21 protein-coding genes are annotated in these 20,859 nt (G+C 40.2%); 16 read left to right on the top strand and 5 right to left on the bottom strand.

Translation table 11 applies throughout. From position 1 onward, the window contains the following. Positions 1-8: 8 nt before the first annotated feature. The 6 genes from N477_RS09345 to N477_RS09320 all read left to right on the top strand — a co-directional run bounded on the left by N477_RS09345 (position 9) and on the right by N477_RS09320 (position 3,649). Entirely contained in the window at positions 9-347 is a 339-nt protein-coding gene (locus N477_RS09345) for a hypothetical protein (RefSeq protein WP_063363801.1), read from the top strand. 8 nt (positions 348-355) lie between these two features. Further along, positions 356-1,126: an alpha/beta fold hydrolase gene (locus tag N477_RS09340; protein ID WP_063363800.1), complete on the top strand. Its 771-nt coding sequence runs from the start codon at positions 356-358 to the stop codon at positions 1,124-1,126. A gap of 36 nt (positions 1,127-1,162) precedes the next feature. Beyond that, on the top strand, positions 1,163-1,996 hold the full coding sequence (locus N477_RS09335; RefSeq protein ID WP_063363799.1) for an acyl-CoA thioester hydrolase/BAAT C-terminal domain-containing protein: 834 nt from the start codon (positions 1,163-1,165) through the stop codon (positions 1,994-1,996). Positions 1,997-2,075: 79 nt separating this feature from the next. After that, positions 2,076-2,468 (top strand): hypothetical protein, encoded by a 393-nt coding sequence (locus tag N477_RS09330; protein ID WP_063363798.1) that lies wholly within the window; start codon positions 2,076-2,078, stop codon positions 2,466-2,468. Positions 2,469-2,639: 171 nt separating this feature from the next. Further along, entirely contained in the window at positions 2,640-3,080 is a 441-nt protein-coding gene (locus N477_RS09325) for an NUDIX domain-containing protein (RefSeq protein ID WP_063363797.1), read from the top strand. A gap of 212 nt (positions 3,081-3,292) precedes the next feature. Beyond that, the gene (locus N477_RS09320) at positions 3,293-3,649 is read left to right on the top strand and encodes a DUF6559 family protein (protein WP_155731853.1); all 357 of its coding nucleotides are present in this window, start codon (positions 3,293-3,295) and stop codon (positions 3,647-3,649) included. 104 nt (positions 3,650-3,753) lie between these two features. Here the strand turns inward: N477_RS09320 and msrA are convergent, their stop codons facing one another. Further along, the gene (msrA, locus tag N477_RS09315) at positions 3,754-4,965 is read right to left on the bottom strand and encodes a peptide-methionine (S)-S-oxide reductase MsrA (RefSeq protein ID WP_196760605.1); all 1,212 of its coding nucleotides are present in this window, start codon (positions 4,963-4,965) and stop codon (positions 3,754-3,756) included. Between the two features lie 399 nt (positions 4,966-5,364). On the opposite strand from msrA, the gene N477_RS09310 reads away from it, so the two are divergent. The 8 genes from N477_RS09310 to N477_RS09275 all read left to right on the top strand — a co-directional run bounded on the left by N477_RS09310 (position 5,365) and on the right by N477_RS09275 (position 13,531). Further along, on the top strand, positions 5,365-6,879 hold the full coding sequence (locus tag N477_RS09310) for a leucyl aminopeptidase (protein WP_063363795.1): 1,515 nt from the start codon (positions 5,365-5,367) through the stop codon (positions 6,877-6,879). Between the two features lie 164 nt (positions 6,880-7,043). Beyond that, positions 7,044-7,700: a 5-oxoprolinase subunit PxpB gene (gene pxpB, locus N477_RS09305; protein WP_063363794.1), complete on the top strand. Its 657-nt coding sequence runs from the start codon at positions 7,044-7,046 to the stop codon at positions 7,698-7,700. Beyond that, the gene (locus tag N477_RS09300; protein ID WP_063363793.1) at positions 7,694-8,632 is read left to right on the top strand and encodes a biotin-dependent carboxyltransferase family protein; all 939 of its coding nucleotides are present in this window, start codon (positions 7,694-7,696) and stop codon (positions 8,630-8,632) included. The genes pxpB and N477_RS09300 overlap by 7 nt, the downstream gene beginning before the upstream one ends. Beyond that, positions 8,629-9,366: a DUF969 domain-containing protein gene (locus tag N477_RS09295; protein WP_046355092.1), complete on the top strand. Its 738-nt coding sequence runs from the start codon at positions 8,629-8,631 to the stop codon at positions 9,364-9,366. The genes N477_RS09300 and N477_RS09295 overlap by 4 nt, the downstream gene beginning before the upstream one ends. Beyond that, on the top strand, positions 9,363-10,385 hold the full coding sequence (locus N477_RS09290; protein WP_063363792.1) for a DUF979 domain-containing protein: 1,023 nt from the start codon (positions 9,363-9,365) through the stop codon (positions 10,383-10,385). The genes N477_RS09295 and N477_RS09290 overlap by 4 nt, the downstream gene beginning before the upstream one ends. Continuing rightward, positions 10,378-11,040 (top strand): pyroglutamyl-peptidase I, encoded by a 663-nt coding sequence (pcp, locus tag N477_RS09285; RefSeq protein ID WP_063363791.1) that lies wholly within the window; start codon positions 10,378-10,380, stop codon positions 11,038-11,040. The genes N477_RS09290 and pcp overlap by 8 nt, the downstream gene beginning before the upstream one ends. A 202-nt stretch (positions 11,041-11,242) precedes the next feature. Further along, on the top strand, positions 11,243-12,916 hold the full coding sequence (gene asnB, locus N477_RS09280; RefSeq protein ID WP_063363790.1) for an asparagine synthase B: 1,674 nt from the start codon (positions 11,243-11,245) through the stop codon (positions 12,914-12,916). A 141-nt stretch (positions 12,917-13,057) separates the two neighbouring features. Next, positions 13,058-13,531 carry a peroxiredoxin gene (locus N477_RS09275; protein WP_063363789.1) on the top strand — a complete coding sequence of 158 codons (474 nt, stop codon included), beginning with the start codon at positions 13,058-13,060 and terminating at the stop codon, positions 13,529-13,531. Between the two features lie 48 nt (positions 13,532-13,579). Here the strand turns inward: N477_RS09275 and N477_RS09270 are convergent, their stop codons facing one another. Beyond that, positions 13,580-15,109: a serine hydrolase domain-containing protein gene (locus N477_RS09270; RefSeq protein WP_063363788.1), complete on the bottom strand. Its 1,530-nt coding sequence runs from the start codon at positions 15,107-15,109 to the stop codon at positions 13,580-13,582. A gap of 377 nt (positions 15,110-15,486) precedes the next feature. Next, positions 15,487-16,461 (bottom strand): DUF1852 domain-containing protein, encoded by a 975-nt coding sequence (locus tag N477_RS09265; RefSeq protein ID WP_063363787.1) that lies wholly within the window; start codon positions 16,459-16,461, stop codon positions 15,487-15,489. Positions 16,462-16,865: 404 nt separating this feature from the next. On the opposite strand from N477_RS09265, the gene N477_RS09260 reads away from it, so the two are divergent. Both N477_RS09260 and N477_RS09255 read left to right on the top strand, forming a co-directional pair. Continuing rightward, positions 16,866-17,678 (top strand): sulfite exporter TauE/SafE family protein, encoded by an 813-nt coding sequence (locus N477_RS09260; RefSeq protein WP_063363786.1) that lies wholly within the window; start codon positions 16,866-16,868, stop codon positions 17,676-17,678. Between the two features lie 229 nt (positions 17,679-17,907). Then, positions 17,908-18,114, top strand: a complete 207-nt coding sequence (locus N477_RS09255) for a hypothetical protein (RefSeq protein ID WP_063363785.1) — start codon at positions 17,908-17,910, stop codon at positions 18,112-18,114. A gap of 67 nt (positions 18,115-18,181) precedes the next feature. Here the strand turns inward: N477_RS09255 and N477_RS09250 are convergent, their stop codons facing one another. Together N477_RS09250 and N477_RS09245 are read right to left on the bottom strand one after the other, a co-directional pair. Then, the gene (locus N477_RS09250) at positions 18,182-19,099 is read right to left on the bottom strand and encodes an ABC transporter substrate-binding protein (protein ID WP_269200035.1); all 918 of its coding nucleotides are present in this window, start codon (positions 19,097-19,099) and stop codon (positions 18,182-18,184) included. A gap of 249 nt (positions 19,100-19,348) precedes the next feature. Beyond that, positions 19,349-20,824 carry a S8 family peptidase gene (locus N477_RS09245; protein ID WP_063363783.1) on the bottom strand — a complete coding sequence of 492 codons (1,476 nt, stop codon included), beginning with the start codon at positions 20,822-20,824 and terminating at the stop codon, positions 19,349-19,351. Positions 20,825-20,859 lie beyond the last annotated feature (35 nt).

The raw sequence follows: 20,859 nt of genomic DNA, 5'->3' as shown, positions 1-20,859 counted from the left end.
ATAAAAAAATGATAAGAAGAGTCACCTTACTTGCAGTCACACTGCTTTTACCATCTTGTAGCTTGACGCAAACGGTTAGGCTCAAGCCCTATGAGTGTGGTCCATTGGCAAGAGATAACTTTGGAGTCGTATTCTCTGTAGTACAGCCTAGTAACCGTCAAACCTATTTCGTAAAAGGTGAAGCAAGTGATGTTTGTCCTAAGCTATTATCTGCAGACTATGTCATAGGGGTTGAATCATCATACTGCGCTAATAAAAACTCCTCTAACGAGCATGAATGCAGCTCTATCAAAATATTCTCTATTATTGAGTATCAAAATGATCCCAACATTAAACAAACAGATTGAGACATCTCATGGAAAATAAAAAAGATTACATAAACATAAATGGAACAAACTTGTATTTTGATGTGTCGGGCAATCCAAAAGGTACACCATTAGTGATGTTACATGGCGGCCTAGGTTCAATGGATGAACTAAACAGTATTTCCCCCTATGTCGCAACTAACTATCAAGTTATCCGTGTAGACTTTCGAGGGCATGGTAAATCACTTTTAGGTGAACAGCCTCTTAGCTATCTGCAATATCAAAAAGATATTCAAGCACTACTTAATCATCTAGACGTCGGTCAGTATTCAATTTTTGGTTTTAGTGACGGAGGTATTGTGGCTTATCGGCTGGCAGCAAGCCAACCTGAAAGGGTAAATTGCCTAGTGACACTTGGAGCACAATGGCGACTTAAGCCAAATGACCCTTCCATAGAGTTATTAAGCGGTTTAAATGAAGAAGATTGGCTATCGCAATTTGCTGATGAAGTTACATATTACGAAGAGAACAATCCAGAACCGAATTTTTCAAAACTTTTACATACAGTGAAAGGTGTATGGCTTGATACAACTGCATCGGGTTACCCAGATATTGCCGTCAAAACAATCAAGTGCCCTACTCTGGTCATGCGCGGAGACAACGACTTTTTATTTTCATTAGATGAAGCGGTCGCACTCAAAGCAAGCATAACAAATTGTAGTTTTGCCAATATACCGCTGACAGCTCATTCCTCTCATCAAGAATCACCAAAACTAGTTGGTGAAATGTTAAGGCAGTTTTTACGAAAACATACTAATTAAAATGTACTACAGGGTCTAAAATAACAAGGAAACAATATGCACAAACTACTACTCCCTTTATATTTCATATTATCTCTCATACCCGCTTTATCAAAAGCACAAGACCATCAATATGACATAAATAAGGTAGATCATAATGGCTTGGTCGCTAATTTATATCTACCAAAGGTCAAAGGTAAAGTACCTGCTGTGATTGCTTTTGGAGGTTCTGAAGGTGGCTTAGGTACTGGCAATGCAAATGGTGAAATGATTGCCCCCCATGGTATAGCGGTGCTTGGTTTAGCCTATTTTAAAGACAAAGGCATTCCGCAAACGTTAGATCAGATCCCAATGGAGTATTTTATCGATGCAATAAATTATTTAGACACTCACCCATCAATAGATAGCTCAAAAATTGGGGTGGTTGGCGGTTCTAGAGGCTCTGAAGCTGCATTTTTACTTGCTACCTTAGACTCAAGAATTAAATCTGTCGTCGTGACTACACCAAGTAAAGTTGCTTGGAATGGTTTAACTATGCCTAAGTCTGCATGGACAATGGATGATAAAGACATCCCGGCATTAGCTCTGGGCTTGGATTCAAATGCAACATTATTAAACAGGTTTAACGCAGCGTTAGATGACCAAAATCTAGTGAAAAAATCTTTATTTAAGTTTGAGAATATCAACGGTCCAATTTTAATGATTTCAGCTGAAAAAGATCAAATCTGGCCTTCCTACCAAATGGCAAAGGACATTGAGTTGTACTTAAAAAATAGGCAGTTCCAACATAAAGTAGTGCATAACTCATATAAAACTGGTCATGGGTTTAGCCAAGAAACAGCACCTAGAATTAAAAAGTCGATAATTAACCATTTTCTGGGTACATTATAGTTGGAAAATTTACAAGCAAAAAACTGATTAATTACTGAGCACTTCGCACATCGACTTATATTAAGGAAATGCTTCACGGATGAGTCATTTTAAAATGGAAAATATTCTACACTTGGATGGCAGCGCTGGTTTAGTTGTAGGCATTCTTTTACTACTTTTGAACGATTGGGTTAGCCATCTATATAGCTTATCTACTTCCATGATACTGTTTTTAGCTACAATGAATGCCTGTTACGGCGTTTATGCATTGTCGCTCGCTTTTTCTAAGAATAGACAAATTCGATTAATTACCTTACTCATACTTGCAAACATTATATGGGCTGCATTATGTTGCACACTTGTTGTGTATTACATGCAAACTGCGAGTATGATAGGGTTAGTATTTATCAGTTTAGAAGGGATTTTTGTCACTTTTCTTGCCTATTTTGAGTGGCGTAATAAAGGTCTACTATCAACTCAAAACAATACATAAAAGAACTTTATACAGTTGATATTTAACAGTTTTTTAGATTAAGACTGAAGAAAATCTAGTAAACAAGAGTTTAACCAAGGTCTATATCTTCCTTTAATTTTATAAAATATTAATCGTAAAGCAATAATATTACGCAACAACAACTTATCAATACACTAAAGGGAATGTGCAGTGGTAAAAGAACAAGTACAAGGCGTCATCGTTAATGTCCTCCGTGAGACTGAGCACACATACGAATATTTATATCTAAAAAGGTCTGGCGGTAAATATAAAGGCCACTGGTGGCCAGTAGGAGGCACCTGTAATCCAACAGAGTCTCCATTAGACTGTGCAATCAGGGAACTAAAAGAAGAAACAAACTTAAATGCATTCGCAATCTATCCACTTGGCAAAAAGATATCTCACATCGATAACATCTCTAAACTAATCGGTTATGTTGCGTTTATCAGTGCTAAGCAAACAGTTCGGTTGAACTATGAACATAATGATTTTAAATGGATGGCGGTAGAAAAAGCATACACGTTTTTACCCCATTACACGCATGTATATATCAAGCATATAGAAGATAACTTTATCAAGAGCAAACCACAGACAAGCCAAAACCTTTTATAGTCAGAGGTATTCATAAGAGTGTGTTGGTAGTCTTTACGTCACTGTTTTTCAGCTTTAAAGACAATAAGCATAAATTTCAAGTGTACTTGCTCACTCCGAGTCATTCCAAGCCGTGCATTCTAAGCCATATTAGAGTTAAGAACTGAATAGGTTATGTGCTCGTATTCCTGTAACATAAAATAATCTACATTCTCTATCGTTTTAAAGGAAAGATGATGTTTTTCGCGAAATATAAAAAGAAAAAAGCAATAAACAGTTACATATCTACTCTGGGTAAAGATCTTGCTCGCAGATACGGTAAGAGTAAAACCTATACTACTGGACAAGTAGAAAAGACCATTCATGATGAAGGTTATAACTGGAGACATATTTGCTACGCTCATGCTTTATATACCAGCATGAAACAGTTCGATAAATGGCACAGTGATCGTGGTGAAGTATGTGACTATAACAGCTTGCGAGAAGAAATATCTGATTCATTTTTTGGCGGGGATATATCACCCATCGACTCAGGTAGTTTTATGGAAGGAAGTGCAGGCGGCTCCTCTGGTGATGGTGGTTCAGATTAAGATAAACAAAGTATAAGCAGTCAAAGCGTTAGCAATGTGCTTTGACTGCTTATATCGTATTTTTACTTTAACAAAAGTCTAATCAAGACTAAGGTGCAATACTTCTAGCTCTTATTACTTGGAATAAAGTCCAAAACATTTGCATTAATACAGTATCTATCCGTACCATTAGGCCCTTCTTTTTCAAATACGTGACCTAAATGGATACCGGTAGATTTAGAGCGTATTTCAGTTCTGACCATGCCGTAACTTAAATCTTGATGATATGTCACACTGTCTTTTACCGGATATTTAAATGATAACCACCCAGTACCTGAATTAAATCTATCTTTTGTATCAAACAAAGGCGCACCACTGAGCTTATCGACAAACACACCCTCCCCTGTATTTTTAAAAATATCATATTGCTTGCAAAATGGTCTCTCAGTGCCTTTTTGAAAGGCAATTTTATAGGCCTCTGTATCACCTAGCTTAAAAGCGCCGAGCACTTTGTAAAAGGTTTCTCTATTCATAAAGCCTTGATAGCCAGCAACCTCTTTGCCATTTTCAATAAGTAAAATAGTCGGTGTTGCCCACGTAGCCGACATAATATCTATGCCCAGTAACTGATCTGCATACCTGTAGTGAAGTGGAATTGACCCTTGATAGTCATTTAATACAGTGCTTTTCAACTTTTCACAATACGGACAATAACTGCGAGAATCTAACACTATAATGTGTTTACCACTTTTTAAAGCATCGTTATCAACAAGTTTTGCTTCTTTTTTGTCAAACGTTACCCCCGTACTATGATCTGGACAGTATCCATTGGGGTTTTTCGCGAGATAATTTTGATGATACTCTTCTGCTGAATAAAATCGCTCAAGAGGCTTTATTTTAGTCTGAATATCACCATAACCCGCTGTTTGTAATAACAATTGATAACGCGCTTTTAAATCGTGTGCTTGCTTGGCTTGTTCATCGGTATCAAACAAAATAACAGAACGGTATTGCGTGCCTACGTCATTCCCTTGACGGTTTTTTTGCGTAGGATCATGGCTTTCAAAATATGATTTGATCAATGACTCCGTAGAAATCAAATTAGCGTTGTAAGTAACTTTCACCACTTCTGCATAATTGTTCTCATCAAAACGTCTACGAGGACTGATAATATTTTTGTAAGTCGCTTTAAAACCTCGGCCATCGGCATAACCTGACTCTGCATCAATCACACCTTTCATGGCTTCATAGCGTTTCTCTGGTCCCCAAAAGCACCCAGAGCCAAGAACAAGCGTTTGAATATTCACACTCGCATTTTCTATTTCAGGCTTTGGCATATCAGCGCCATAGCTAAATGCCGAACATAAACCCAGTAACAAAGTAAAGGTAATCTGCCTTTTCACTTACATGCTCCTATCATAATCGTCTGATCATTGAGACCGTGCTTTGAATAAAACAATTTCAAATTTTTGGATAGTATTGATAAAGCCTTGGGTCTAAAAACTGCGCTATAACTGACTTATCTAGTAATTTTGTAAATAAACAACATATTTTTTAACTCACTTTTAAGTCTGTGCGTACATGTGAAAACTGATTGCCACACCCGTTTCACACTCACTATCTGTTCTTTGCAATTGCAACTCAACCTACAATACGAGCGGTTCAACGACATTAGATTAATATGTATTGTAAAATAAGGTAAAACGTTGCCACGCAATATCCAGAGGATTATAAAAATGTCTTTTATCTCTCGCCTTTCAGCGATCGCAGTCGCACTTGGTGCATCAGTTTCAGCAAACGCTGCAGATATCCAATTCACTTCTACGCTTGATAACGCAGATTCTTTAGTTGTATTCAAAGCTGAAGACAAAAAAGCTGCTTTCAAATTTCTAGACAAACCGACTAGAGCGCAATTAAACAGAGCACTAGAAAGTGAAGACTTCCAAGGTAAATTTGGAAAAACAGTTGAAGTACTAGCGCCTGTTTCCTCTGACTATAAACGCATTATTGTGGTTGGTCTTGGTAAAGAAGACGAACTAAACGCAAGCAAAATGACAAAACTTGGCGGTAACTTACATGCCAAGTTAGAAAACAAGAAATCAGCCAGTGTTGCAGTTGCTTTTGAAGACTTTGACGGTGAAATCAATAATTCACAACTTGCAGCTCAATTGGCACATGGTATCAACCTTCGTGACCACACTTTTGAAGTGTACAAAAAAGAGCCGAAAACTTTTAATGTAAGTTACAACATTGATGTAGACAGCAAGCGTAAAGCAGCTAAAGAATACATTACCCTAGAGCACATTCAATCAGGTGTATTCTTAGCGCGTGACTTAACATCAGAAATTGCGTCTGAAATGACGCCTGTTGATTTTGCAAACGCTGCGAAAGAGCTAGAGCAATATGGGGTAGAAGTAAAAGTACTAGAGCCTGCTGAAATTAAAGAACTCGGCATGGGCGCACTAGAAGCAGTCGGTCGTGGTAGTGCACAAGGTTCACGCCTTGTTATCGCACACTATAAAGGTAACAACGACACCCCTATCGCATTAGTTGGTAAAGGCATAACGTTTGATTCTGGCGGATATAATGTTAAAACTGGCAAGTCTATCGCACTAATGAAAGTAGACATGGCGGGTGCTGCTGCCGTGCTTGGTACCGTTCAAGCGATGGCTAAAGCAAAAGCAGACGTAAACGTAGTTGCTGTTATGCCTATGGCTGCAAACATGGTATCAGAAAACTCTTTCGCTCCAGGTGATGTACTTCGCACAGCTGAAGGCCTAAGTGTTGAAGTACTGAACACAGACGCTGAAGGTCGTTTAATTCTAAGTGACGCTTTATGGTACGCACGTGAGTTTTATAAGCCAGAAATCATGGTTGACCTAGCGACATTAACAGGTTCAAAAATCCGTGCAGTTGGCAATGACTACTCAGCTATCTTCTCAGAAGACGATGAACTAGTAAAAGAGTTCACCATCGCTGGTCAAACGGTAAACGAGCAAGTATGGCGTTTACCGTTAGGCTATAAAGACGCGCTTAAGTCTGACATTGCAGATATGACAAATGTTGGCTCATATGGTCCAGGTGCAACAACTGCTGCAACTTTCCTACAGCAGTTTGTTGGCGATACACGTTGGGTACACCTTGATATTGCAGGTAATGCAATTTCTAAGAAAACCAAAGATGAAGTACCAGCAGGTGGTACAGGTTATGGCGTTCGAATTCTGAGTGAATGGCTATTAAGCGGTAACTAATCGACTTTGAGAAAAGGCCATGCAATTGCATGGCCTTTTTTGTTCTTTCTAATTGTGTAGCCTCGTACACCATAAATATGTATATTAAACATGCATATTCACCTGATATGACAACGCTAAAATAATAAGAAAACCGTGTTGCAAAATATAATAAAGACAACGTAATGACTAACAACAAGATCTACATCCTAGGCGAGCGTGCACTCGTTTTAGAGATCACGCAAAGTAACCTATCTCAATATCAACAAAACAAGCTTTTCGCGCTACACGCGTGGATGCGCGAACAAAAAGTCTTTATTGATATAGTCCCAGCAAAAACCACAATCACAGGCTATTTAATGCATTCTCAAGATCCAGAATACTGGTTAGATAAAATGCAAGATGCTTGGGAAAACATAGAGCCAGAATCATTTGAGCCAACTGTCCATACAATTTTGACACATTATGGTAAGCATTACGGACCGGATCTCCAATCAGTTGCCTCTTTGACTGGTTTGTCACAATCACAAGTTGTTGAACTGCATAGCCAGTGCAGCTATCAAGTGAAATTTTTGGGGTTTTTGCCCGGCTTCGCCTACCTTGGAGATTTACACCCTAAATTGCACTTGCCAAGGCTAGAGTCACCAAGAACCCATGTACCGAAAGGCTCTGTGGCCATCGCACAAGACTTAACAGCTGTGTACCCGAGCGAATCTCCAGGAGGATGGAGATTGATTGGTCACACAGACGCCGTATTATTCAATCATAATTTAGATTCACCCAGTATTTTACAACCTGGAGATGAGGTGAAATTTTTACCAAGCACGGAGGGCATATGCTAACAATCTTAAAATCTGGTATTCAAACATGTGTACAAGATTTAGGAAGAATGGGCTTTAGACACTTAGGTGTTTCCCAGTCCGGTGTATTAGATCAATTAGCAGCTAAAAGTGCCAATATACTTCTAAGTAACCCAAAAGACACTCCTGTTATCGAGATAACTGTGGGTTTGTGTCAGTTTAAATTTAGTAAGCCAACAAACTTTGCAATCACAGGTGCAGATCTTTGCGCAAAGCTATCTGGACAACCATTAACCACTGGCTGGCGCTATCATGCAAATGAAGGCGATATTTTAACATTTGCGACGAGCAAAACAGGGCTAAGAGCATATTTTGCGATTCAAAATGGCTTCTCTTCACTGGCCTGTGTCATGAATTCCTGCTCCACAGACGTACAAGCAGGATTTGGTGGTTTAAGCGGTAAAGCATTAAGCGATGGTGACGAGCTGGATTATGCAGCCAACTCTGTACTTAGCTCTATTGGCGCAGCTTTACCTGAATATACCGATACAATACGTGTTATTGCTGGACCGCACATAGACCTACTGGCAAAAGACAAGCAACAAAGCGTGTTCGAAAAGAGTTGGCAAGTATTACCGCAAAGCAATCGTATGGGGGTTAGATTATCAAGCGAAATAGACCTGGCTCATGACCTGAGTATTGCAAGCCAAGGGGTTTGCCCTGGCACAATACAATTGCCGCCAAACGGTGAACCCATTGTGCTTTTAAATGACTGTCAAACGACCGGAGGTTACCCAATCATTGGCCAAGTCATTGAGGCGGACCTTAGACTGTTAAGTCAGCTTAGCGCAGGTCAAACTTGCAATTTTGTCGTCGTGGATAGAGCAAAGGCCTTAGAAGCGACAACACAACAATTACAACACTTAGCACAGCTAGAAATTGCTGTACAACATCACAATAAGAAAAACACATGACAGAACTAAACTTACTCCCATTAACGGGGATATTGGTTGTCGTACTGGGCTTTGCCCTGAGATTCAACCCATTATTGGTGGTCACCGCAGCCGGTCTCATTACAGGGTGGGCAGTAGACCTCAATTTTTCTGAATTACTTGCCACCTTTGGCGAAAAGTTTATGAATTCAAGGCAACTTGCCAGCTTCCTACTCATCTTACCCGTGATTGCCATTTTAGAGCGCTATGGTTTGCAAAACCGTGCTAAAAATTGGATTGCTAACATTAAAGGCGCAACCACTGCCAGAATATTAGGTATGTACTTTGTTGTACGTGAATCGTCCGCAGCGCTTGGGCTATTAAGCCTTGCAGGTCAAGCACAAACTGTACGTCCACTGCTAGCTCCCATGGCGCTTGGTGCAGCTGCAAATCAGCATGGCGAACTGCCAAAAGAAGTGAAAGATATGATCAGTGCACACTCTGCTGCTTGCGATAACATCGCGGTATTTTTTGGCGAAGATATATTTATCGCCTTTGGCGCAGTATTACTGATGGATGCGTTTTTGAAAGAGAATGGTATTGCGGGTATTGAGCCTCTGCACATCGGCTTGTGGGCGATCCCGACTGCTATTTTCGCGCTTATCGTGCATTTATTCCGCCTTGCTCGACTTGAAGCCAAGATTTGCAACAAAATTGCTGAAATCAGACAACAAGAAGCACAAAACAAATCAGCAACGTCAGAGGAACCAGCATGAGCGCAGTAAATCATTCATCACAAGCTGAGGCACCGGCATTACTTTCCATTGAAAATATTTATTTGCTGATCGGCTTTTTAGTTTTATTCCTCGTTGTCAAAACACTTCAAGATAAAGGGCACCCAAAACGCTACACCACCGCCCTATTTTGGATGTTGTTTGGTAACGTTTTTTTATTTGGCGATCTGTCAATTGCCCTCATTGGCGAAACACTAACATACCAATGGGTTGGTGTGAGTGTCATCATCATCGCCCTACTCGCAGGCATGGGCAAAGTCTCTATGGGCACTTATTACACCCCAAGCGATGAAGAACTCGACCAAAGTGCAAAATCAATCGGCAACAAGTTATTTATTCCAGCAGTACTCATTCCAATCATTACGGTAATTTGTACCTTATTCTTAGGCGGCATTAACCTAGGTGGTACCTACTTATTTGACCAAAATCACCTAACTTTGGCGTCATTAACACTCGCTTGTGGTGGCGCTTTGTTAGTCGCATGGAAGTTCACCTCTGGCAGTCCAATTCAAGCAATTGGCGAGTCTAGACGCCTTGTGGACTCCATCGGTTGGGCTGCTATTTTGCCGCAAATGCTTGCCATGCTTGGTGGCGTATTTATTGTGGCGAACACCGGCACCGCGATTCAAGATATTGTCACTATGTTTATTTCGCCAGATAATCGCTTTATGCTGGTTGTGCTTTATTGTGTTGGTATGGCACTGTTTACCATGGTTATGGGTAACGCATTTGCTGCATTTCCGGTAATGACCGCTGGTATCGCCGTACCATTTTTAATTCAAGGACATGATGCAAGCCCAGCACCGCTGGTAGCAATTGGCATGTACTCGGGATACTGCGGTACGCTTATGACGCCAATGGCCGCAAATTTTAATATCGTGCCTGCAGCACTTCTTGATTTAAAAGATAAATATCAAGTGATCAAAGTACAAATTCCGACTGCGATCGCCCTACTCATCATCAATATTTTCTTAATGTACGGGGTAATATTTAATGACTAAACCGAATCACCCTACGGTATTAATTACTGGTTTTGAGCCTTTTGGTGGCGAAGAGATCAACCCATCATGGCAAGCCGTGCAAAAACTAGAAGGGTTAATCATCGAAGGCCACATGGTGGTGACACGTGAACTGCCTTGTGAATTTGATACATCCCTTGAGTCTCTTTACAACAGCATCGCGCTGCACGAGCCAAGTCTCGTCTTATGTGTCGGTCAAGCTGGCGGCAGAAGTGACATCACCATCGAGCGTATTGCCATCAATATCAACGATGCAAGGATCAAAGACAATGCAGGCCACCAGCCAATCGATACACCTGTGATTAAAGACGGCCCAGCGGCAGTATTTGCCAAGCTGCCGATAAAACAGATGCTCTGGGATTTACATGAAGCGCACATTCCTGCAAGTATTTCAAATACTGCTGGCACCTATGTGTGTAATCATGTGATGTATGGTTTATGTCACTATATCGAAACACACAAGGCAAATTTGAAAGGTGGGTTTATCCATATCCCATATTTGCCTGAACAAGCAGTGCACCACAGTGGTGCACCAAGTATGGCGGAGTCTACAGTCATTGCAGCACTAAAAGCCATGATTGCGTCTGCTTTGACTCACGATCAAGACTTAGCCATTGCTGCGGGCACAACCCACTAAGCCCTTGCCTTATTTTGGTGCAGAAATGCACCAAAACTTCCCTCTATTTTCTTCTCTTATGTTTAAAATTTTCTGTGTGACTTAGGCAAAGTTTTCTGTTAGTTATAGTTTAAGCTTTATAAAAAATAACAATATATATCGCAGTGATAAGCCACCAAGTCAGTGTACAACGACTGGGTGTCATAACAGGAATGAGGGTAATATGTGTTCAATATTTGGTGTATTAGAAATCCAAAGCTCGGCTGATAAGCTCAGAGCACAAGCAATAGAAATGTCTAAAAAACTTAGACACCGTGGACCAGACTGGTCAGGAGTATATTCAAGTGAAAAAGCTATTTTAGTACACGAACGACTTGCTATCGTCGGTGTCGCCAGTGGCGCACAACCTCTATACAACCCACAGAAAACCCATGTTTTAGCAGTCAATGGTGAAATCTATAACCACAAATCACTGGCTGAGCAATTAGAAGCCCCATTCGAATTTCAAACAAAGTCTGACTGTGAAGTTATTCTGGCACTGTACAAACAGAAAGGGCCAGAGTTTTTAGATGACTTGAACGGTATTTTTGCTTTTTGTTTGTATGACGAAGAGCAAGATGCTTACCTTATTGGTCGAGATCATATTGGCATAATTCCACTGTATACCGGCCGCGACCAACACGGTAACTTTTATGTTGCCAGTGAAATGAAAGCCCTAACGCCAATTTGTACTCAAATAGAAGAATTTCCTCCTGGCCATTACTTATATTCAAAAGAAGGCACGTATCACAAATATTACCAACGCGATTGGCAAAACTATGATGCCGTCAAAGATAACCCAGCCAGTGCGCTCGATGTTAAAAATGGCTTAGAAGCAGCCGTTAAAAGACAACTGATGTGTGATGTGCCTTATGGCGTGCTTTTATCTGGCGGTTTAGACTCATCTGTGATTTCTGCAATTACTCAACAATATGCCGCTAAACGAATAGAAGACAATGATGCCAGTGATGCTTGGTGGCCCAAATTGCACTCTTTCTCCATTGGCCTTGAAGGGTCGCCAGATTTAGCGGCAGCACAAAAAGTTGCAGACCAAATTGGTACCGTCCATCATCCTATTCACTTTACAGTACAACAAGGTTTAGATGCGCTTAAAGAAGTTGTATATCATCTAGAAACCTACGATGTAACGACTATTCGTGCGTCCACACCCATGTACTTAATGGCAAGATATATTAAAGCCATGGGGATCAAAATGGTGTTATCAGGCGAAGGTGCGGACGAGCTATTTGGTGGCTATTTATATTTCCATAAAGCCCCAAACAGTAAAGAATTCCACGAAGAGCTTAATCGTAAAGTATCAAAATTACACATGTTTGATTGCCTGCGTGCGAACAAATCTATGGCGGCTTGGGGCGTTGAAGCAAGGGTGCCATTTTTGGATAAAGAGTTTGTAGATATCGCCATGCGTACCAACCCTGAATATAAGATGTGTAAAGATGGCCGTATTGAAAAACATGTGATCCGCGAAGGCTTTGACGGTTATATCCCTGATGATGTACTTTGGCGTCAAAAAGAGCAATTCTCAGATGGTGTTGGGTACTCTTGGATTGACTCGTTACGTGATTACGCTGAGGCACAAGTGTCTGATCAAGATATAGCGAATGCACATTATCGTTTCCCAATTAATACGCCCGACAGTAAAGAAGCGTACTTCTATAGAACCATCTTCGAAGAGCATTTCCCGGGAGATGCCGCAGCTAAATGTGTGCCTCATGGCAAATCTGTTGCGTGTTCTACGCCTGAAGCACTTGCTTGGGATGCAAGCTTTGAGAACAATGCGGATCCGTCGGGTCGTGCCGCAAACGTGCACAACGACGCATATAAGCAAAAGCAGTAATCCCTATCCTATTTGTTGACTATTCAAGCAGCCTATAAAATGAATTTCTAGGCTGCTTAAATAACCCTTCACATTATCGGTTTTTATCTTTGCTTTTACATACTACACTTGCAAACATCTTAATCTAATAGAGAAAAAACAATGATTGAACAAGGACAACGCATTCCTGAGTCGGTATTAACAGAACTTACTGCTGATGGTATGCAAAACCATACATCAGATGCGCTTTTTGCAGATAAAAAAGTGGTTGTTTTTGCTGTACCTGGTGCTTTCACACCAACCTGTTCTGCTGCGCATTTACCGGGGTTTGTCGCTCTCGCTGATAAAATTAAAGCAAAGGGCGTTGATAGCATTATTTGTGTATCAGTTAACGATGCTTTTGTTATGAAGGCTTGGGGCGAAGCACACAATGCTGAAACGTTATCAATGTTAGGCGATGGCGATGCAAGCTTTACCAAAGCATTAGGCCTTGAAATGGATACTGAGACTTTTGGCGGCGTGCGCTCACAGCGCTATGCCATGATAGTCGAGAACGGTGTTGTAACCCAACTGAATGTTGAAGCACCAAAAACATTTGAAGTCAGTAAAGCAGAAGTTATTTTAGAAGCACTTTAATCACTGATATCGTCAAACGAAAGAGCTATTCTTTCGTTTGACCTATTTTTATTTTTTGTCTTTAAATGCGACCATGCTGTTTTCACCTTCGCGAATAATTAAAGTATCAAAACGACCTTGCGTATTTTGTACAAATTCAAAATAAGTTTGATTTAACTCGTCGTCTCCTTCAAACACAAACCGGTTTGGGCCGATTGCAAAAAGCTCAGTGTCATTATAATAAAGCTTATTTTCTTTTAACTTAACCTGTCTTGATTTTGGTTTTTTATCATTGGCATTCACAAACCCCCTTTCCAAAAATGAGTTAACGTCTTTTGGGATTTTGTATGTTCCAGTAAACTGAGTTAACCAGGATTTATCCAATGAGGCTTGATATTGATAATATGGTCTATAAAAAGGCCAGTCGAATGCATCAGCAACGGCACGCCTTATTTCTCTAATTAACTTATCGCCATTACTGCCATTGGTGAAAATCACCAAACCAGACCCCAAATTCAGATGCCCTTCGACCCAAGCTTTATATGATTGATTTGAACCACCGTGGCGAAAGCGCCTAAGTTCCCCTACACCTGATAATTCTGGCCCTAACCCATAATTGCCATAACCGACTTTGGTCATCATTTGCTGTGCAATATTTTGCTCTAAGTAACCTTGCTCTGTGTGGTAACTTTGCATCAATGTAATGGCTAGATTGGCATAATCACTGGGGGAACTCCAAAGTCCCGATGCAGCTTTTTCAGGAAAAGTATGCCATCCCCTTGGTTTGGCCTCTAATTTACCTACTCTGTCATGTGCTTTAGCGATATTACCAAAGCTTACCGGTAATGGGTTTTCAAAAGTAGACCGAGACATAGCAAGTGGTTTAAATAACAGCTGATTCGTTGCAGACTCAAACGAGTTATTTAATACATCCTCTATCATTAATTGGACAACTGTCGTGCCACCACCAGAATAACGCCAACTTGAACCGGGTTCATAAAAGCTGCGAACCGCGTCTGTTTTGGCCGCGCCAGTCCCGTTGAGCGTATTTATCACCGTAGGTAAGGGTTCATTGGGGTTAAAGTCCGGAAACCCCCATAAAGTTAAGCCCGCAGTATGAGAGAGGATCCCTCTTAATGTCACTTTATGGCTTTGAGTATATTTGCTTGTCGGCACCTGCCACCTTTTAAGGTACTGATTCACATCAGTATCGAGGGCTAGTTTTCCCTTTGAAACCAAATTAAGCGCGGTTGCCGCTGTCGCTACCTTACTCAATGACCCAACTGAAAACACCGTGTCCGTATTTATTGGATTATTTAAACCCGCTTCTTTTACACCATAACCTTTTGCAAAAACCACCTCATAGTCTTTTATCACAGCAATGGATACACCAGGTACGTTATAATGGGTCATCCGCTCAACTAAAGACCAGTTTTGTGGTTGAGCTCTGTTCAAAACAGACGGCCTTAGGCCATTCTCAAAAGCGTTTATTCTTTTTAAATCATGTGTGTTTAAATTAGTTGTATGTGTTGCATAACCTGGATAGCTAGCAACCAAAATGAGCGCCAGCGTACCCATTTGAAAATTTACCAGTTTCATAAAGCTCCTTTTAGTTATCAGGTCGAAAGGTTCTGACCCTATTATTTTTGTTCAAAAATAATACCAAAAAGCTGAAACAAAAAACTGTAGGTAAACGATAAATAGTTGTTATGATGAACTATTTTAAATGGGTTATGTATTACAAGTTTTAAACGCTATGCTGTACCAACAACAGTGCGTTTAAATACTGATATAAACTAAGCTTGTGCCGTTAATTTTTGGCAATAACTGCAACCTCGCACTTAATCTACTTAGCTTTCCTATAGCAACTGCAAGTGATAAAGGTGCTAAACCACATTTAGTTTTTTGCATAACACTTATTTGTGTGCGTAAGCACAATGATTAACAAAGTTGCTCACGCTCACTGCTATAAAATACTAAGCGTAACTCGCTGACCACTGCTCAAGGATAGCTTGGTACGGTTTAATAAAGTGCTCTTCAGCAAATTTACCCTGCTCAATCGCAAGGCGACTGCGCTCTTCCCGGTCATACACAATCTGTGTGATCGAGTGATCTAAGTTTTTCAAGTTTGGCTTATAAACTGCACCTGCGATTGCATTGGCATTATAAATTTCTGGGCGATAAATTCTTTGGAATGTACCCATCGTACTGATTGTGCTGATAAGCTCTAAGTTTGAGTAGTCATTTAGCAAGTCGCCGAAGAAGTAAAATGCAAATGGTGCGGCGCTGTTTGGCGGCATGAAATAACGCACTTGTAAGCCCATTTTTTTGAAGTACTGCTCAGTTAATGACGACTCATTTGGCAAGTACTCAAAACCCAACACTGGATGTTGATTTTCAGTTCTGTGATACGTTTTATTATCTGAAACACTTAAACAAATCACAGGTGGCTTTTTAAAGTTTTGCTTGTACGCCTCAGAATTTACGAAATACTGAAACAGCTTGCCGTGCAAATCACCGAAATCTTCAGGAATACTGAACTGTGGCTTATCTTTATTGTGAGCAAGCAGTCTAACGCTGAAATCGTAATCTCGTACATAGGATGAAAAGTTGTTACCGACAATTCCCTCTATACGCTCGCCAGTCTTATTATCTAGGATATACGTTTTTAATACCTCGATAGAAGGAAACGTTTCTCCGCCACCATCAACATCAATATCGACAGAGACAATTTCAAGCTCTACTGAATAACGGTCGCCTTGCGCATTGTCCCAATGTGCCAGCGCGTTAAAACTGTTATCAATCATCTTTAATGCGTTACGCAAGTTAGCTTGGCGGCTTTCACCTCGTGCTAAATTTGCGAAGTTAGTCGTAATACGTGTGCTATTTGCAGGGTGATAGTTTTCATCTAAACGAAGACTTTTGATTGTAAATGTGAATTCATTGCTCATAGTGTTGTTACATCCAAATTGGTTAGGTGGCCCTAAATTTATGTCTCGCTCTATCGGGCTTTTATTCCAGGTTGCGACTCATCCTCCTTAAATACGACCCAACGGTGAATTTAAGATTAATAGTTTGGACTTTTAGACGTCTAGAGCTGTGCGATAAGCAATTTATACTCTTAAAGCTAAAAAATTAAAAATGTTATTAATTCAAATTAGACATGAGAAAAATTAATACATCATAAAAGCCAATACCTTTCGCCATATAAATGCATGATTAAAATGAGCTCTAGAAGTCACATTCTAAAATTTTCGATTTCAAAATACGTATTTATACCTTCAAAAATACGAGATGCTAACCCCATTTCAATGCTGTACTATTGCAACCTCAATGATAAGAAGAGGTAAGTTGAATGAGTGAATTGCTTTTGTTGATCCTATACTGCGCATTGCTTGGCAGTGGTGTTGGCTTCCTCGCAGGCTTGCTTGGTATCGGGGGCGGATTAGTGATAGTACCAATTTTGAGTATTATTTTACTTCAATTTGAAATACTGCCACCAAACCAAGTTGTTATAGCGGCCATAGCAACTTCACTTGCATCGATATTATTCACATCAACTTCCTCAGCACTTGCGCATCATAAAAATGGAAATGTGCCATGGGAATTAGCACCTTGGATCATGACTGGTGTCGCATTTGGTGCATTGCTCAGTGGCTTTATGGCCTCCCTACTGCCAGAGGAAATAGTGAAAGGGGTATTTGCTTTATGTGTTGCGCTGATTGCTCTTAAAATGCTTTACAGTAGTAACAAACGCGAAGAAAACGAAGAGCGCTCAATGCCAAATAAAGGCATCTTAACCTTTTTAACAACCATCACAGGCGGTTTATCTGCCATGATTGGGATTGGCGGAGGTGCTTTACTTGTGCCTTTACTTACATATTTTTCTGTTAACATGAAAAAAGCAATAGGTTGCTCTGCTGCGTGTGGCATAGTAATCGCTTTGTTTGGTTCTGTTGGTTATATCAGCTCAGGGCTGACTCACTTTCGTGTTGAAGATGGCTTTTTAGGGTTTATCTATCTGCCAGCATTACTTGGTATCGTATGTACATCTTGGTTTACCGCACCATTAGGCGCAAAAGCGACTAACTACCTACCTGTATCAACTGTTAAGAAAATATTTGCTGCGTTACTGGTGATCATGGCTGGAAACATGGCGCTTAGTTAAACCTTCATAGCCTTCAAGTTATTTCCGTTACCCCTGTCATGCTGGGGTTTTGGCGTTTCAAACCTCGCACTAGTCACAAATATACACAACACCGTTTTAGATACGACTCACAGGCAATTATGAAAAATTAAATTAAAATACGCATTTTAAAAACAAAAGATTTACAATTCGAAAAATACATATAAAATGCGGAGCAATAACAAGAACTATAAAAATAGCGATAACAAGAATGATAAAGTCAATTTTTTTAGTGCTCTTCGTTTTAACACTAAGTGCCGTCCATAAATACGCAGAAGCGCGTTCTGCAACTTATGTGCTGTGTTATAAGCAAAACAAAGTAGCATGGAGTGAAGAACATTATAACCCGCGTTCTGTGCAATCAGCATATTACAAATGCGTAAGTGATGGCGGCACGCCACAGCTAGTAATGAATTAATAACTCTGGTGCGGCTTTTCCTCTCTTAAATACCGCTACTGCTCAAAAAGACAAAAATCAAAGTTGTTCAAGGTAAACATGAAGTATCAAACCACTTGGCTATCTCATTACGATACTTTATGGACCATCTTTTGGCAGCTTTGACTTCACTATTTCCATCAAAAACAGCAAATGAAGCTGCATCCGTTATCATCTTTTGTGTAAAATCAATTTTCTTGACCAACTCATAAACACAAGGGTATGACTTTTCCAGTTTTGGCCAACCTGCTTTTCTTAACCATCCTTTTCTTGGATTGCCGCAGTCATTAACTAAGTTTGGGTTTATCCCCCAACTCGCGTCGGTTTCACATGCCATAGTGTACTCAGGAAACTCAACAAATCGCCCCGGAATATGCAGATCAGTCCAGTTCGGAGTCCAATTAATCAATACAATTGGGACTTTACTTAACCATGCCTTTTCCAGCTTTTGCCAAAGCACTTCTTCATTTTCTAGCCTTTCGATTGTGAAATTTAAATTTAGTGCTCTTATCAAATCCGCGTCTTGATAATCCCAATCAATAGTATAAAAAACTCCTTTTTCAGGATTTTCTTTTTTAGCAAATAATTTTGCACATTGATTAAGCGCCTGCCAGTCAGGTAAACCCGGGCATAACTCTTCTACGTATTCAGGGTACCACCACTCTTCACGCACAACGACGCTATGTACACCTAAATCTGCAATCATATTATTCGCAACCATTCTGTTAAACTGGCCTGACATGGATTGCTGCCAAATTTCTAGTTGAAAATGAACCAACCCTTTTTGCATCGCGCCCCACTGATCGCTGGCAGGCATATCATGATATATCACTGTGAAACCGTATCGCTCTATCATGTTGCCAACTACATGCGAAAGAACTCGTTGACTCATCCAATTATTTAGAGGGATAGAGATGACATTTGATTTACTTGAAGCGTATGAGTTTGACAAAAACAACCAACACATACAGAAGTAAAGTGTTACTTTCATATATCTCATACACATGTTGCCAACACTTTCACACAAGTGATTTAGAAAAAAACTAATAGTAAAGTATAGCTAAAGTTTTAATTTTTGGACTAATTAGATGTTTATGTGGGAAAATTGTTTACTCAGCAAAGCCCAGTGCAGTGAAATACTTTAATAACTACGTCAATTGTTCAAGAAAAGTAAAGCAGGTAGGCCACAAATTTATATAGCCTACCTAATAGACCATTATTTAGAGCAATCACCCACTAATTTCCATGCATCATATTGACCAGAGGAAGTTGTCGGTGGTGTATTTTTACTCCAGAAATTGGCCATGTAAGTTTGTCCTTCAAAAGTTACCAAGTCGCCTTTGTTATAAGCGTAATTATCATACCATGCCTTTGGACAAACAGACTCAGGTATGTCACAGCCATTGTCCCTAATATAATCGTATGCTGATTTCGCATTAATCAAGCCATAACCGAACTCATCATCGCGCCCATGCTCACCTAAATCTTCTGCTGTGAAGGTTAATACGCTCCGGATTTGCTCACTGTTACATTGGGGGAAGTGACTCCAAATTTTTGCTGCTATTCCAGTAACATACGGTGCAGAAAATGACGTACCAGTATGGTATTTGTATTCATATTGATTTGTCAGAATATAAGACTTCCCTTCTCTATCCATTTCCTTCGCCAATTTACCAGCAACACTTATCGTTGGAAACTCTGTACGATAAGGGTACCCAAATGATATGTCCTCCGTAAACGGAAATTCAGGTATACTGAAATATGTGACAAGCGCATTACCACCAGATTCTATACAAGCTTTTGTTGCAGCATCTAGCTTAGCTACATCCTCTACAGGCATAGAAAGTCCGCTAACAAAGTTCGTACTTAAAGTGTCCGAGCTCAAGCTTTGAAAACACTCTGGTGTAAGTCTAACTTCATATGGCATAGGGCTCTTCCCAATATTTACTTTAGTAATACGAGAGCTATTTGCTTGTTTAAAAACACCGTCGTTTGTTTGATAATAAAAATCGTTTATTTTCTTATAATTGCTATCAATGGCGGACAAAATCTGACCGCCCGGAGCTGTTATTTCAAGAGAAGGATTAACAGGAGAGAACCCCATTTGTAACTTATTTTGATCAACTGCTCCGACCGACATCACACTTCTATAAGCAGCCGGGTAACGAGGAGAATCAATACCTGGTTTTCTTGTTGAGCCATTATTGCCTGCCGCTGCTATAATTAATATACCTTTACTAGTTACCCTATCAATCACACCTCGTAGTGCGTTAGAATATAAATGGTCAGCCATTGAGAGATTGATAATGTTTACCCCTCGACTGGCACAAATCTCGATTGACTGAATTAAGTCAGAGCGCCTTATCTCGCGATTTGCACCATCACTGGATAAAGAAAGCTTCTGAATAAAAAGGTCGACAGCGCCATTTTGCACCACACCAACAATACCTTGTTCATTTTTGTTTGCAGAAATAACACCAGCAACCGCGGTACCATGACCTACACCATCGTTATACCAAAATCCAGCATAACTGCTGTGGGTGCCGTCTAAGGTTGTTTTTGAAAACTCATTGTGTTCGCCGGCTATGCCTGAATCTATAATACAAACTTCAATAACTGAATTTTCCGGCTCTGGTACCAAATCAGACTTTGTTAATGTCACACCATAAGGTGTGACCTCGGTATATTTCAAATTTTCATATCTAGGGGGCCTTGTTGATCAAATAG

This window comes from Pseudoalteromonas luteoviolacea H33-S, from assembly GCF_001625695.1.
Lineage (GTDB): Bacteria > Pseudomonadota > Gammaproteobacteria > Enterobacterales > Alteromonadaceae > Pseudoalteromonas > Pseudoalteromonas luteoviolacea_B.
This window is presented reverse-complemented; position numbering and strand designations above follow the sequence as displayed.